General features: G+C 45.9%; 10 protein-coding genes. 7 read left to right on the forward strand and 3 right to left on the reverse strand.

Annotated features, from left to right (window positions below; genetic code table 11):
- Nucleotides 1-50: 50 nt before the first annotated feature.
- The 6 genes from BSR11_RS16315 (at nt 51) to BSR11_RS16340 (ending at nt 10,238) form a co-directional block, all read left to right on the forward strand.
- Nucleotides 51-1,982 (forward strand): beta-N-acetylhexosaminidase, encoded by a 1,932-nt coding sequence (locus tag BSR11_RS16315; protein WP_072671387.1) that lies wholly within the window; start codon nt 51-53, stop codon nt 1,980-1,982.
- 61 nt (nt 1,983-2,043) lie between these two features.
- Entirely contained in the window at nt 2,044-4,449 is a 2,406-nt protein-coding gene (locus BSR11_RS16320) for a glycoside hydrolase family 94 protein (RefSeq protein WP_072671388.1), read from the forward strand.
- Nucleotides 4,450-4,509: 60 nt separating this feature from the next.
- Complete coding sequence (locus tag BSR11_RS16325) at nt 4,510-5,922, forward strand: phosphoglucomutase/phosphomannomutase family protein (RefSeq protein ID WP_072671389.1); 1,413 nt, start codon at nt 4,510-4,512, stop codon at nt 5,920-5,922.
- A gap of 394 nt (nt 5,923-6,316) precedes the next feature.
- Entirely contained in the window at nt 6,317-7,315 is a 999-nt protein-coding gene (locus BSR11_RS16330) for an iron ABC transporter substrate-binding protein (RefSeq protein ID WP_072671390.1), read from the forward strand.
- A gap of 230 nt (nt 7,316-7,545) precedes the next feature.
- The gene (locus tag BSR11_RS16335; protein WP_072671391.1) at nt 7,546-9,150 is read left to right on the forward strand and encodes an ABC transporter permease; all 1,605 of its coding nucleotides are present in this window, start codon (nt 7,546-7,548) and stop codon (nt 9,148-9,150) included.
- The gene (locus tag BSR11_RS16340) at nt 9,147-10,238 is read left to right on the forward strand and encodes an ABC transporter ATP-binding protein (RefSeq protein WP_072671392.1); all 1,092 of its coding nucleotides are present in this window, start codon (nt 9,147-9,149) and stop codon (nt 10,236-10,238) included. Before BSR11_RS16335 ends, BSR11_RS16340 begins: the two co-directional genes overlap by 4 nt.
- A gap of 52 nt (nt 10,239-10,290) precedes the next feature.
- Here BSR11_RS16340 and BSR11_RS16345 read toward each other — a convergent pair whose 3' ends face one another.
- From BSR11_RS16345 to BSR11_RS16355, 3 genes are all read right to left on the reverse strand, one after another.
- On the reverse strand, nt 10,291-11,520 hold the full coding sequence (locus tag BSR11_RS16345) for an ammonium transporter (RefSeq protein ID WP_072671393.1): 1,230 nt from the start codon (nt 11,518-11,520) through the stop codon (nt 10,291-10,293).
- Nucleotides 11,521-11,546: 26 nt separating this feature from the next.
- The gene (gene glnK / locus BSR11_RS16350; protein WP_004394213.1) at nt 11,547-11,885 is read right to left on the reverse strand and encodes a P-II family nitrogen regulator; all 339 of its coding nucleotides are present in this window, start codon (nt 11,883-11,885) and stop codon (nt 11,547-11,549) included.
- A 207-nt stretch (nt 11,886-12,092) separates the two neighbouring features.
- Nucleotides 12,093-12,479: a YacL family protein gene (locus BSR11_RS16355; protein WP_072671394.1), complete on the reverse strand. Its 387-nt coding sequence runs from the start codon at nt 12,477-12,479 to the stop codon at nt 12,093-12,095.
- 140 nt (nt 12,480-12,619) lie between these two features.
- Here BSR11_RS16355 and BSR11_RS16360 point away from each other — a divergent pair, with 140 nt between their 5' ends.
- Nucleotides 12,620-13,786, forward strand: a complete 1,167-nt coding sequence (locus BSR11_RS16360; protein ID WP_072671395.1) for a glycerate kinase — start codon at nt 12,620-12,622, stop codon at nt 13,784-13,786.
- Nucleotides 13,787-13,795 lie beyond the last annotated feature (9 nt).

The following is a 13,795-nucleotide window of genomic DNA, read 5'->3' on the forward strand; positions in this document are numbered from 1 at the left end:
AGTGGACATCAAACTCACTACCTCAACGTCAATAAGAATAAGGATAGGGTATGAACTATCGGATGGATTTTGCTGTATTGAGCGAGCAAGCCAGCCATTGCCGCTTCGGACTAACCCTGCATAATTTAAGCGATCAGCCACTGATGGATTGGCGCTTACATTTTGCCATTGAGCGCTATATTGACCCCAACTCACTCACTCAAGGTCAATTACAGCAAATCGGCAGCTTTTGCACTCTCGAGCCTAATTGTCAGATATTAGCTGCCAATAGCCACTTTTATTGTGAATTTACGATAAAAACCGCTCCATTCCATTTTTATACCGATGGCATTAAAGAGGCTTTTATCGAATATTCGAGTGCCAAGCAAATTCATCGCCAAGCCGTTACCGTCACCCCCATCGCTCTGCTATCTAGTCATAAACAGCGCTGTGTTATCGATACGGTTGAGCGCGCGGAGCTGTGCCTTATTCCTTATCCTAATCATCTACAGCGACTCGAAGGAGTGATGACTTTATCGCCGCAAAGTGGCTTAGTCGTCGACACCGACCTGGCTCATCACGCCAGTCAGTGGTTTCGAGAGCAGTTGATGGCGTTATACGCTTTCCCTATTGACGAGCAAGCGGAAGCCACGCCGATCCTTTATTGTCTTAAACCGACACTTGATGAGCAAAGTTATCAGTTAGAGATAGGTGAAGAGGCTATTTTCGTCTACGCGAATAGTGAAACCGGCTTTATCTACGCCAGCGCAACGCTGTTACAATTGGCACGAAAAAATGCTCAGCAGCTCGATTTTCCATGCCTGAAAATCAGTGACGCTCCGCGCTTTCAATACCGAGGCATGATGCTCGATTGCGCGCGACATTTTCACTCTTTAGAAACGGTTAAACGCTTAATCAACCAACTGGCCCACTACAAATTCAATATTTTCCATTGGCATTTAACCGATGACGAAGGTTGGCGGATTGAAATTAAATCACTACCACAACTGACGGAGATTGGCGCATGGCGCGGTATGGATCAGGTATTAGAGCCGCAGTACAGCACGCTTACGGAACGTCATGGTGGATTTTATCGCCAGCATGAAATCAAAGAGGTGATTGCCTACGCCGCGGAGCGTGGGATCACCGTCATCCCAGAAATCGATATTCCCGGTCACAGCCGCGCGGCCATCAAATCACTGCCAGAATGGTTAATCGACAGGGAAGACCAATCTGCCTATCGCAGTATTCAATATTATACCGATAACGTACTCTCTCCAGCCCTGCCGGGTACTTATCAGTTTATTGATCGCGTGTTAGAAGAGGTCGCCGCCCTGTTTCCAAGCCCATGGGTTCACATCGGTGGCGATGAAGTCCCTGATGGTGTCTGGCTCGATAGTCCTAAATGCCAAGCACTAATGGCAGAGCATGGTTATCACCATAGCCATGAATTACAAGGACATCTACTGCGTTATGCCGAGCAAAAACTGAAATCACTCGGTAAACGTATGGTCGGATGGGAAGAGGCCCATCATGGCAATAAAGTCAGTAAAGATACCGTGATCTACTCTTGGTTATCGGAAAAAGCCGCTTTGCACTGCGCCAAGCAAGGCTTTGATGTGATCTTGCAACCGGGACAATTTACCTACTTAGACATCGTACAAGATTACGCGCCAGAAGAACCTGGTGTTGATTGGGCAGGAGTGACACCGCTAGAGCGCGCTTATGGCTATGAGCCATTAGCTGAAGTCACCGATAACGATCCGCTGCGTAAACGTATCCTCGGTATTCAATGCGCCCTATGGTGCGAACGAGTCAATAACCCATCTCGTCTCGATTATATGATTTACCCACGCTTAACCGCTCTCGCCGAAGCTGGCTGGACGGAAAAACAACGCCGTAATTGGTCCGATTATCTCACACGTTTAAAAGGTCACCTGCCGCTACTTGATCAGCAAGGTATTGACTATCGCCATCCATGGCGAGCAAAGCAGCAGAACTAGGTTCACACAACTCTTTATTTTTTATCTGCTCCATTGAGCAGTGTTTGAAAAGGAAAACATCATGAAATACGGCTATTTCGATAATGAAAATCGCGAATACGTCATTACCCGCCCCGACACACCAGCGCCGTGGACTAACTATCTTGGCACAGAAAAATTCTGCAGCGTGATTTCACACAACGCAGGAGGCTACGCTTTTTACCATTCACCTGAATACAACCGTATCACTAAGTTTCGCCCTAACTTTACCCAAGACCGTCCCGGTCACTATGTTTATTTACGTGATGACGCCAATGGTGAGTTCTGGTCTATTTCTTGGCAACCGGTAGCAAAAAGCCTTGCCCAAGCCAAATACGAAGTGCGTCATGGTTTATCTTATTCAAGCTTTAAATGCGAATATCAAGGCATTGTCGCCAGTAAAACCTTGTTTGTCCCCAAAGGAGAGGATGCCGAACTGTGGGATGTGGTGATTGAAAACACATCCAATGAAACTCGTACCATCAGTGCTTTCAACTATGTGGAATTTTCCTTTAGCCATATTAAATCCGATAACCAAAACCATCAGATGTCGCTCTATTCTGCGGGCACAGAATATAAAGATGGCGTCATTGAATACGATCTGTATTACAACACTGATGATTTCTTAGGTTTTTATTATCTCACCGCGACTTTCGATGCCGACAGCTATGACGGTCAACGTGACCAATTCCTCGGTATGTACCGTGATGAAGCCAACCCAATTGCGGTAGAGCAAGGTCGATGCTCGAACAGCGCACAAACTTGCTATAACCATTGTGGTGCGCTGCATAAACAGTTTGTCCTACAGCCTGGAGAAAAGGTTCGCTTTGCTGTGGTATTAGGGGTTGGTAAAGGTAATGGCGTCAGACTACGTGAAAAATATCAAGACCCACAGCAGGTTGATCAAGCATTAGCGGCGATCAAAGCTCACTGGGATGAGCGCTGCGCCAAGTTTCAAGTCAAATCCCCTAATTCCGGTTTAGATACCATGATTAACGCTTGGACTCTTTACCAAGCAGAAACCTGTGTGGTTTGGTCACGCTTTGCTTCTTTCATCGAAGTAGGTGGCCGTACTGGGCTTGGCTATCGTGATACCGCGCAAGATGCCATTTCAGTTCCTCATACTAACCCTGAAATGACCCGTAAACGCTTAGTTGATCTGCTGCGCGGTCAAGTAAAAGCGGGCTACGGTTTGCATCTTTTCGACCCAGATTGGTTTGATCCAGAAAAAGCCGATGTTAAACCATCAAAATCGCCAACCGTCGTTCCAACGCCTTCTGATGACGATAAGATCCACGGTATCAAAGACACCTGCTCTGACGATCATTTATGGATTGTGCCGACCATCTTAAATTACGTGAAAGAGACCGGCGATATGGCCTTTATCGATCAAGTGATCCCTTATGCCGATGGTGGTGATGCCACCGTATATCAGCACATGATGGCAGCGCTCGATTTCTCTGCCGAGTACGTGGGGCAAACCGGCATTTGTAAAGGTCTACGCGCCGACTGGAACGACTGTCTGAATCTCGGCGGTGGTGAATCAGCGATGGTGTCTTTCCTTCACTTCTGGGCACTAGAAGCATTCCTCGAACTGTCGCGATTCCGTCACGATGAAGCAGCCACCGATAAATACCAAGCCATGGCTAACGGGGTGCGCGCTGCCTGTGAAACCCATTTATGGGATGAACAAGGTCAGTGGTACATTCGCGGCCTGACTAAAGATGGCGATAAGATTGGTACTTTTGACCAAGTAGAAGGCAAAGTACATCTGGAATCCAATTCACTGGCGGTGCTGTCTGGTGCGGTGAGCCATGAACGTGGCATCAAAGCCATGGATGCGGTGTACGAGTACCTCTTCTCTCAATATGGTTTACATCTTAATGCGCCATCGTTTGCCACCCCGAACGATGATATTGGTTTTGTGACCCGTGTTTATCAAGGGGTAAAAGAAAATGGCGCGATTTTCTCTCACCCTAATCCTTGGGCTTGGGTTGCAGAAGCAAAACTCGGCCGCGGCGATCGAGCAATGGAATTGTACGATGCGCTCAATCCTTATAATCAAAACGATCATATTGAAACCCGTGTTGCTGAGCCCTACTCCTATGTACAGTTCATCATGGGTCGCGATCATAAAGATCATGGTCGTGCCAACCATCCTTGGCTAACTGGTACTTCTGGTTGGGCTTACTACGCCACCACCAATTTTATTTTGGGGATTCGCACTGGCTTTGAAGGCTTAGACGTCGATCCTTGTATTCCAACCTCATGGCCTGGCTTTGAAGTTACCCGCCAATGGCGCGATGCGACCTATCAGATCAAGGTGGAAAACCCCGATCGCGTATCTAAAGGCGTGAAGTCGATTATTTTGAATGGCCAAAAAATTAACGGGCCGATCCCAGTGCAAGCGGCAGGCTCAGTCAATCAAGTCATCGTCACTATGGGCTAAGTCGTCCCTATGGACTAAACAGCTTGGGGCGCATTTTTGCGCCCCTCTAAGGAGAGAAGCATGATTCAATTTGGTACCGGAGGGTGGCGAGCCTTTATTGGTGAAGAGTTTACCAAAGACAATGTACGCATTGTCGCACAAGCGCTGGCTAATATCATTCAGCAAGAACAGGTCGCCGAGCAAGGTTTTGTGATTGGCTACGATCGCCGCTTTTTATCCGATAAAGCCGGACGCTGGTTTGCCGAAGTCTTGGCCGCTAATGGCATAGTGGTGAGTTTTATTAATAAGTTTGTCCCTACACCTGTGGTGATGTTTCAAGCAAAAGTCATGAACTGTGCTTATTCTGCTTGCATTACTGCTTCGCATAATCCGGCCGATTATAATGGCATTAAAGTGTTTATCCGTGGTGGGCGTGATGCTGATGAAGTCATTACTAAAAAGATTGAACAACAGATAGCCACGCTGACACTGAGTGACGTTCGCTCGCTCGATTTTGATCAAGCGGTAGCCGAGCAACAAATCATCAACATTAATCCAATGAATGATTTTGTCGATTCGATCATTAACTTGATTAATATTGACGCGATCCGTAAAGCGAATTTACGAGTATTGATCGATCCTATGTTTGGTGTGGCAAAAAATGCGCTACAAACGGTACTGATCAATGGCCGCTGTGATGTCGATGTGATCAACGATGGTAAAAATCCCGATTTTGGCGGATTAATGCCATCCCCCAGTGCTGCCACCTTGTATCGCCTGCAACACCTAGTAAAAAATGAAGGTTATGACATTGGCATTGGTACCGATGGCGATGCGGATCGACTGGGGATCATTGATGAAAAAGGCCATTTTATCCATCCCAACGAAGTGCTAATGCTGCTTTACTATTACTTACTGGAATATAAAGGCTGGAAAGGCTCGGTAGTACGTAATATCGCTACCACGCATTTATTGGATAAAATTGCCGCTGATCATGGCGAGCAATGTTTTGAAGTTCCGGTTGGCTTTAAGCATATTTCTTCGCAAATGGAAGCGGTCGATGCTTTGATTGGTGGTGAAAGCTCCGGCGGCTTAACCATTCGTGGTCATATCAAAGGTAAAGATGGGGTATTTGCTTCCAGCTTATTGGTGGAAATGCTCAGCGTCACTGGTAAAAAACTCTCAGAATTGCTGCAAGAAATCTACTGTCGCTATGGTTATGCTTACACCGCAGAAGGAGATTGTAAATTTAACCCACAGCAAAAAGCCTCCCTCTATCACAAACTGTACGTCGAAAAACAGCTGCCCAACTTTGACCAGGAAATTGCAAAAGTGAGCTACGAAGATGGGGCGAAAGTCTATTTCAGTAATGGAGGCTGGATCATTGCTCGTTTTTCCGGCACTGAACCTTTGCTAAGGATCTTTGCCGAGATGGCAGATAAACCCACCGCTGAGCGATTAGTCGACCAAATGAAAGCGTTTTTACAACTTTAAATCCAGTCAACGTTCAATAGGTATATTGGATGCAAAATGTAGAAGTGAAAGCTATCGTGCTTTCACTTCTTGCTCTCAAATAAAGACGAGCTGCCCAGCACTTTTATCTCTCTATCTTTTAATGGAAACCAAGACCGCTTTCTCGCTTTCTTAATCATACAATTTGTTACAATTACTCAGTTTTGAGCTTTATTGTTTTATTTCAAGGTATTAAATCACATTCTTTCTTTTTGCAATTTTCCTCTCTGGGTAACTATTGACCCAGGGAGTACGATTAATAATAATTATCAAACTTATTTATATAATAGTATCGATAACGCTTAATGCCATTCCATTGCAGTAAGTAAGTTAAATACCGTCGATTGTCCTACTCTTTGAGATAAAAGGTTTATTCATGCAAAAGAAGTTGCTCTCAGCTGTCGCTTTAGTCAGTAGTTTAATTACCGCACCATTACTCCACGCACAAGACATCACGCTTTACTCTGGCCGTGGTGAAACGCTTGTTAAGCCTATCATTGAACAATTTGAAAAGCAGAGTGGCATTAAAGTTAACGTACGTTACGGTGATACCGCTCAACTTGCGGTGTTATTACAAGAAGAAGGCGCTCGCTCACCTGCCGATGTGTATTGGGGACAAGATGCAGGCGCAATGGGTGCCCTAGCTAATGCAGGCTTACTAGCAACATTGCCAGAAGCGCTTTACAAACAGCTACCTGAAATTTATACCAGCAAAACGGGTCAATGGGTGGCGGCGAGTGGCCGCTCACGCGTTATCGCTTATTCGACTGAACGTGCATCTGCGGAAGACATTCCAGCCTCTGTGTTTGATTTGACTTCAGAAAAATACAAAGGCCGCTTTGGTCTAGCACCCACTAACGGTGGTTTCCAGTCATTCGTTACCGCGATGCGAGTACAACATGGTGACGAGAAAACCTTGGCGTGGTTAAAAGCAATGAAAGCCAACCAACCAAAAATTTATCGTAATAACACCACCCAAGTACAAGCCATTGGTGATGGCGAAATCGATTTTGCCTTAGTCAATAACTACTACTTACCTCGCTTTGTTGCTGCCAATGCTAACTTCCCAGCCAAACAGACGTACTTTGCTGAAGGTGATATTGGTAACTTGGTTAATGTTGCGGGTGTTGCTGTTTTAAAAAGCAGTAAAAAACAGCCTCAAGCGATTCAATTTATTGAGTACATGTTGTCTCCTGCCGCTCAACAATACTTCACCTCTGTAGTTGGTGAATACCCAGTCACTCAGGGCATTATTCCTAACCCTGTATTGGGTGAGCTAGATACGCTATTGCAAGCGGCACCAAGTATTGATCTCGATCAACTGGCTGATTTACAAGGTACCTTAAAACTGTTGCGTGACGCAGGTTTGCTATAAGTTTTACGATAATTTCGTACCTTATTCATTACCCTTAATGGTAATATCTCGACCACAAAGCCAGTGCGCAAGCATTGGCTTTGCTATTTAATCGTAATCTATAGTATGCAACTTGGCCCTATGATTTGGCCTTGATCAGACTGTCTCCGTCTCAGCGCCATCACGCTCAATCAGAGATAGCAATAATTAGCAAACTCCACCAAGGACGCTGAATACAGGTAGTAACTCCTATGAGTGTTTCATCACAACCAGACTTTTCAATACGAGCGATTGGTCAACGTCCCCCGCTTTATTTACTGCTCAGTGCTGGTTTTATCTCGCTATTGATGATCATCCCACTGTTTTACTTAGTTCTGCGTGCATCACAAGCTGATTATGATCAGCTCGTTGAATTGGTATTTCGAGCCCGTAATTGGCAACTTTTGCTCAATACATTATCCCTTACCTTTGGCGTACTCGCCGTTTGTACCTTTTTAGCACTGCCCATGGCGTGGTTAGTTACCCGTACTTCGATCGCAGGGAAGAAACTGTTAACCATTCTAGCGATTGTTCCGCTAGCTATACCGGGCTATGTGATGGCCTACGCGCTACTTGGTATCGGTGGCAATATGGGTGCATTAGCTCATCTATTTGATATTCGAATCAATAATATCTCCGGCTACTGGGGCGCAGTATGGGCACTCTCGCTCTATACTTATCCTTACATTTTTTTAAACCTACGTGCCGCGCTGCTAGGGCTAGATAGTAGCTTAGAAGAGAGCGCCTACAGCCTTGGTTATTCACGATTGGCCACCTTTCGTTTTGTGATGCTACCGCATTTACTACCAGCGCTATTGGCTGGCTATATGGTGGTGGCTCTTTATGTGCTGGGCGATTTTGGCGCGGTAGCATTAATGCGCTATGAAGCGTTTAGCTTTGCCATTTTCAACCAATATTCAGGGGCGTTTGATCGCATTTACGCCGCTTGGCTATCACTGATGTTACTGGCCCTAGCGGGTAGCTTCCTATTTATTGAATATTCATTACTAAAGAAAAAAAGACTCTCCAGTGTCGGCAGTGGCGTCACACGTCATGCAAAACTACTAGCCTTAGGAGCTTGGACTCCCGCCGCATGGATCTATATTACCTTAGTATTCTCAGCTTCAATCGGCTTACCATTAGCCATGCTTAGCTATTGGATGATCGTGATACCACCGGATGTCAGTTTACTGATGCAAGTCCCTTTTACTTTTGCTCGCTCTGCCTTTGCTGCTGCGCCAGCTGCTTTACTGGCCGCCTTGATGGCGTTACCACTGTGCTATTTAGCCACTCGCTATCCATCGGCACTAACACGTATGATGGAACGCAGTGCTTATATCGGTTATGCATTACCACCTTTAACCCTAGCTTTAGCCATGGTGTTTTTTGCTCTGCATAGTGCGTTTTTCTTATACCAAACCTTAGCATTACTGATTCTAACTTGGAGTTTGGCAACTCTTGCCCTCGCGATGGGCCCGATTCGCAGCGCCTTAATCCAAACTCGTCAAAATACCGAAGAAGCAGCACAATCTTTAGGCTATAGTCCCAGCGCTAGTTTTTTTTATGTGGTTCTGCCTCGCTTAAGACGCGGTATTTTAGCGTCCATCGCTTTAGTGTTTTTATTCTGCATGAAAGAACTACCAATCACCTTCTTACTCGCTCCGACGGGTTATCATACTTTAGCGGTGACCGTATTCTCACGCACATCAGAAGGGATGATGGCAGAGGCCGCACCTTTCGCTGCGGCTATTGTTTTATTTTCTAGTTTATCGATCGGTTTAATTTTAAATCGCGAAAAGATCAAAGGAACCCAATGAGCTCATATCAACTTGTTATCGACGCTATGCAAGACACGCTAGCAGTCGAAAAAGCGCCAGATTGCCAATACCAAATTGAAGCTCAGCAGTTAAGCAAATGGTTCACCGACGGCGAGCAACCAGCGGTCTCTGATGTTTCTTTTCAACTGCAAGCGGGCGAGATTTTAGCCTTACTAGGCCCTAGTGGCTGCGGAAAAACCACGACATTACGCATGTTGGCTGGCTTTGAGCAGCCGAACTCAGGGCAAATTGCTCTGCATGGCAAAGACATGACCAACTTACCGACGCAAGAGCGTAACATTGGTATTGTCTTTCAAGATTATGCGTTATTTCCACATATGACAGTGGAACAAAATATCATGTTTGCCATGCGCACAACCCCGAAATCCCAACGCGCTAAAAAAGCTATCCCTTGGTTAGAGCTAATGGGTCTGAGCCATTTATCTCATCGTTATCCCAACGAGTTATCTGGAGGTCAGCAGCAACGTGTAGCACTCGCTCGCACCTTAGCCGCTGAGCCCGACTTAGTATTGCTTGATGAACCGTTTAGTAACCTTGATGCAGCGCTTCGTGAAGCCACACGTAATGAGATGCGTCAATTATTTAAACGCTCAGGAACAACGGTCATCTTAGTCACTCATGATCAAGCCGAAGCGCTATGCTTCGCCGATAAAATTGGCGTGATGCAGCAAGGTCAATTAGTACAAATCGGCACACCACAACAGGTCTATCAACAGCCTATCAACGCCTTTGTTGCCCAGTTTTTAGGTCACACCAATTTAATTACGGGTCATGTTGATGGTGATCTGGTCAAGACTCGCTTAGGTAATATCACGCTGCCCGGATTATCAGAAACCAGTGTCACCCTTTCCATTCGTCCAGAAGACATTCAACTCAGTCGTGAATTAAGCGAGCAACAGGTTCAAGCGACGGTGCTCAGCCGTGAGTTTCGTGGTCATGATTATTTTTATACTCTACAGCTCGATGAGCTCACTTTATCGGTGATCACTAACCGCCACGCTGAATTTGCTGTGGGTCAAACGGTCGCTATTACCAACATCGCTTACGCTTGCCGTTTACTGGCATAAAAAATCCCCTTACTGAGCCTTCAGTAAGGGGATGATCAACGATTCAATATCGCTATTTTAGAGTGACAAATTCAGGGTAAGCATCAACGCCGCAGTCATGAATATCCATACCTTGCATTTCTTCTTCTTCTGAGACTCGAATACCAATCGTCGCTTTGAGAATAGCCCACACCACTAAGCTAGCCGTAAACACCCAAGCAAAAATCACCGCCGCACCGAATAATTGAGCCGCTAACGTCGCTTCAGGGTTACTTAAAGGCACCACCAGCAAACCAAACAAACCACACACACCGTGCACTGATATAGCACCGACCGGATCATCAATGCGAAGTTTATCTAAACCAACGATACTAAACACCACTATCACTCCAGCCACTGCGCCAATCGCAACCGAATAGAGGGGCGATGGTGACAGAGGATCGGCAGTGATCGCCACCAAACCCGCTAATGCACCATTGAGGATCATGGTCAGATCGGCTTTACCCCAAGTAGTTTTGCATACCAGTAGCGCTGCAATCGCTCCCGCTGCCGCTGCCGCATTAGTATTGAGGAAAACTTGCGCTACCGCGGTTGCGTTTTCAAAGTCCGACACCATCAATTGTGATCCGCCGTTAAAACCAAACCAGCCAAACCATAGAATAAAAGTACCTAAGGTTGCTAATGGCATGTTTGAACCTGGAATTGGGAAAATTTGACCATTTTTGCCGTATTTACCTTTACGAGCACCAAGTAAAAGCACACCCGCTAAAGCCGCAGAAGCACCGGCCATATGGACAATCCCAGAACCAGCAAAATCACTGTATCCTGCAGCATCTAAAAAGCCACCGCCCCATGTCCAGTAGCCTGAAACCGGATAAATAAATGCCGTCAGTACTAAGGCAAAAATCAAAAATGCCCACAGCTTCATTCGCTCAGCCACAGCGCCAGAGACCACTGACATTGCGGTGGCGACAAATACCACTTGGAAGAAGAAATCCGCTTGTAAGGCAAAATCTGCGCCTTCTTCTTGGCTGCCAATCAAGCCACCTAAGGAAGGAAATAAGCCACCTTCCGTATTATCCACATACATAATGTGATAACCAACAATCAAAAAGGTGGTACAAGCTATCGCGTATAAGACAAAGTTTTTCGTTAAAATTTCGGTGGTGTTCTTAGAGCGAACTAAACCCGCTTCTAACATGGCAAATCCAGCCGCCATCCACATCACTAATGCGCCAGAAATTAATAAAAAGAACGTATCCAGTGCATAGCGCAGCTCAGTTACTGTCAGTGACAATTCCATAGTCATATTCTCCAATCCATTGAATGTTAAAGCGCTTCACTGTCGGTTTCGCCAGTACGAATGCGAACCGCGTGGCTTAAATCATAAACAAAAATTTTGCCATCACCGATTTTCCCGGTGTGCGCTGCTTTAATGATCGCTTCAAGAACGCGATCCACATTATCAGCTTGAGTGGCAATTTCTAATTTCACCTTGGGTAAAAAATCCACTTGGTATTCAGCACCACGGTACAACTCTGTGTGGCCTTTTTGACGTCCAAAACCTTTAACTTCCGTTACCGTCATCCCTTCAATACCAACATCAGCTAAAGCCTCACGTACATCATCAAGTTTAAAAGGTTTAATTATCGCGTTAATCAGTTTCATCGTATCCTCTCAATCGCAGTCATCCATGTCCTACTCATACAATCCAAGGTACGTGCCAACTTTTTAACTTATTGTTTATAAAATAAATTAAGCTTAAAGCTGATGCTTTAAATAAGCAAAACGCACCATAAAGGTGCGTTAATTCCCACTATTGAAGCAACCGCTTCACGTTTCACTGATATTGTGCAACATATTGTCAGCCTCGACCTAACCGAGCGAAGTCGGCTGATAGCGAATAAATTCACACCACTGCTCAATCATCAAGATAAAATCATCCAAACCACAGCTCGCTGTGCTTTCACAATCATAAAAATCAAAGTCACTCTCGACGTCTAACTCATCCTCATGCGACAACACATTGGCTTGCACAGTCACTTCATCGGCTAGGATCATCAAGCTAATTTCACGCCCTTCTAATACTTGCTCTTGGCTCGGCGCTTGCTGGGCTTGATGAATGGCTTGTAACACGTAATCGACCTTTTGACGGTCATGACTGATCTCTTCTTGCAGCCAGCGGCCAATGATTTCGTGGCCCATTGAAAATGAACAGTAATAGCTGCCATCAAGGGTATTTTTTTTAAATTCGTAGTCCATCAGGTTCTCTGCAATTGCTACTTGGGGATACATATAATCTTGTTATTATCTGTGATTATCGATAGTAAAGAAACACAAGCCCTCCATTGACCTAGTAATGGTTTAGTCTAGTGAATAGCCTCTCTCCATAAGGTGTAATAATGAAAATTGTCATTGCTCCCGATTCTTATAAAGAAAGCTTAACCGCGATGCAGGTAGCCACTGCAATAGAAAATGGCTGCAAACAGGTTTTCCCTGATGCGCATTACATTAAGTTACCTATGGCTGATGGTGGAGAAGGCACGGTTCAATCGCTGATTGACGCCACTGGAGGATCTATTTTTACCGCCTCGGTGACAGGTCCTTTAGGTGAACAAGTTGAAGGCTTCTACGGATTGATGGGCGATGGAAAAACCGCCGTGATAGAAATGGCGGCCGCTTCTGGTTTACACCTTGTCGCGCCAGAGCTGCGCAACCCAATGAAAACCACCAGCTATGGCACCGGTGAACTGATCAAAGCCGCACTTGATCACGGGGTTGAGCAGATCATCATAGGGATTGGTGGCAGCGCCACTAACGATGCTGGTTTAGGCATGGCGCAAGCATTAGGGGTTAAAATGCTTGATGCACAAGGGGATGATTTAGGTTTTGGTGGTGAAGAACTGGCTAAACTGGCTCGCATTGATACCTCTGCTATCGACCCACGCTTAGCTAACATCACGCTACAAGTGGCTTGTGATGTGAATAATCCTTTATGCGGTAAACAAGGGGCAACGCAGATATTTGGCCCACAAAAAGGCGCAACACCAGAGATGGTTGCGCAGCTTGATGCCAACCTTGCCCATTACGCGCAGATCATCAAAACGCAACTGGCAATCGATGTCAAAGATATCCCCGGCGCAGGCGCGGCGGGAGGTTTAGGAGCAGCGCTGATTGGCCTACTTGGTGCAAGCCTGAGTCCCGGCATTGAGATTGTTATGGAAGCCGTTAATCTGAGTGATATGGTCAAAGATGCTGATTTAGTGATTACTGGCGAAGGACGTATTGATAGTCAAACTATTTATGGCAAAACGCCCATCGGGGTCGCGCGAACCGCCAAACGTTTTTCGGTTCCGGTAATTGGCATTGCTGGAAGCTTGTCTGCCGATTGCGGCGTTGTGCATCAACATGGGATGGATGCCGTGTTCAGTGTTGTACCAGGTTGCGTTGACTTAACAACCGCTTTTGCCGAGGCCGCGCACAATATCGAGCTCACTGCACGTAATGTGGCCGCGGTGTTTGGTTTAGCTCTCACTAACAACCCGTTAGCAACACACCATAACCGCTAATATTAAGGA

The organism is Vibrio injensis, assembly GCF_001895205.1.
In the GTDB taxonomy this organism is placed as follows: Bacteria; Pseudomonadota; Gammaproteobacteria; order Enterobacterales; family Vibrionaceae; genus Vibrio; species Vibrio injensis.

Bases quoted from the DNA above. Each gene is read 5' to 3' on its own strand.
- BSR11_RS16315 (WP_072671387.1), top strand. From the start codon at position 51: ATGAACTATCGGATGGATTTTGCTGTATTGAGCGAGCAAGCCAGCCAT.
- BSR11_RS16320 (WP_072671388.1), top strand. From the start codon at position 2,044: ATGAAATACGGCTATTTCGATAATGAAAATCGCGAATACGTCATTACC.
- BSR11_RS16325 (WP_072671389.1), top strand. From the start codon at position 4,510: ATGATTCAATTTGGTACCGGAGGGTGGCGAGCCTTTATTGGTGAAGAG.
- BSR11_RS16330 (WP_072671390.1), top strand. From the start codon at position 6,317: ATGCAAAAGAAGTTGCTCTCAGCTGTCGCTTTAGTCAGTAGTTTAATT.
- BSR11_RS16335 (WP_072671391.1), top strand. From the start codon at position 7,546: ATGAGTGTTTCATCACAACCAGACTTTTCAATACGAGCGATTGGTCAA.
- BSR11_RS16340 (WP_072671392.1), top strand. From the start codon at position 9,147: ATGAGCTCATATCAACTTGTTATCGACGCTATGCAAGACACGCTAGCA.
- BSR11_RS16345 (WP_072671393.1), bottom strand. From the start codon at position 11,520: ATGGAATTGTCACTGACAGTAACTGAGCTGCGCTATGCACTGGATACG.
- glnK (WP_004394213.1), bottom strand. From the start codon at position 11,885: ATGAAACTGATTAACGCGATAATTAAACCTTTTAAACTTGATGATGTA.
- BSR11_RS16355 (WP_072671394.1), bottom strand. From the start codon at position 12,479: ATGGACTACGAATTTAAAAAAAATACCCTTGATGGCAGCTATTACTGT.
- BSR11_RS16360 (WP_072671395.1), top strand. From the start codon at position 12,620: ATGAAAATTGTCATTGCTCCCGATTCTTATAAAGAAAGCTTAACCGCG.